1 protein-coding gene is annotated in these 960 nt (G+C 60.4%); it reads left to right on the top strand.

Annotated elements, in window-relative coordinates; translation table 11 throughout:
- Nucleotides 1-605: 605 nt before the first annotated feature.
- On the top strand, nucleotides 606-960 hold a 355-nt coding region (locus QZ271_RS14370; RefSeq protein ID WP_291432626.1), incomplete at its 3' end, for a DUF262 domain-containing protein.

The following is a 960-nucleotide window of genomic DNA, read 5'->3' as shown; positions in this document are numbered from 1 at the left end:
CGGGTACTCCTGCGAGCTAAGGCACGTGCCTTCTGCGTACAGTGTTCAGAAGCGGCCCTAGGCTGCCAGTCACTTGAGGCGTCAGGTCAGGCCACTGCGACGCGGTCACCTATGCGGATTACGGTTGACTGGTCTGTCCAAAACACTCAATTCGAGCGTTCTCGCAGAGCTGCGCCGCAGAGTGAGCATGAGTAGAGCGGGCTGTTTAAGGTGCAATTAGCAACCCGGTGTGTTTCCGGGTTGTGAACGAAATAGTCGGTAGCCTGTATGGGCTAACCTGCCTGCACACCCATGCCGAAAATCCTGGACAGCATCAATCACAACCCGCGGGACGACCTGCGTGTCTCGATGGCCTCGGCGCCGCCCCGCCTTGTGCGCCGAACTGGCCGCCCGAGTGGCTCACCGGTACGGCCTGAGCGAGAGCGAATTCACGCATACCATGGGCACGTTCCCGCTGATGGATCAATCGGTGAAGGACGCAGCACTGGCAGAATTCCGGCAGTTGGCTCCTACGGGGGTCGTGGCGTGACGGTCAGAACTAACGAGAAAGAGCGGGGGAACGCATGACAACGACATTCAGCCCAGACAAGATTGCCCTCTCGGACATGCTGCGATCAGTGGCAGAAGGCAAACTGCAACTCCCAGATTTCCAGCGTGGCTGGGTATGGAACGACGATCACATCCGCAGTCTGCTGGCCAGTATTTCCCTTTCGTTCCCGGTGGGGGCGGTCATGACGCTGGCGACCGGGAATCCGGACGTGAGGTTCAAGACGCGTCCCCTGGAGGGCGCGGAGCCGCCGTTGAACGCGCGCCCGGAGTTCTTGCTGCTGGACGGGCAGCAGCGCATGACCAGCCTGTTCCAGGCGATTGCCAGTGGCAAGGTTGGTCTGCTCCCCAGAATCTGGACAGTGTTGAATAGAGACCTCGACTCACTCCCAGCCTCCCCGCTGGAAAGAGAGG

Source organism: Deinococcus sp., assembly GCF_018260555.1.
Taxonomy (GTDB): domain Bacteria; phylum Deinococcota; class Deinococci; order Deinococcales; family Deinococcaceae; genus Deinococcus.
The sequence above is the reverse complement of the archived record's forward strand: the minus strand, read 5'-3'. Positions and strand labels throughout refer to the sequence as shown.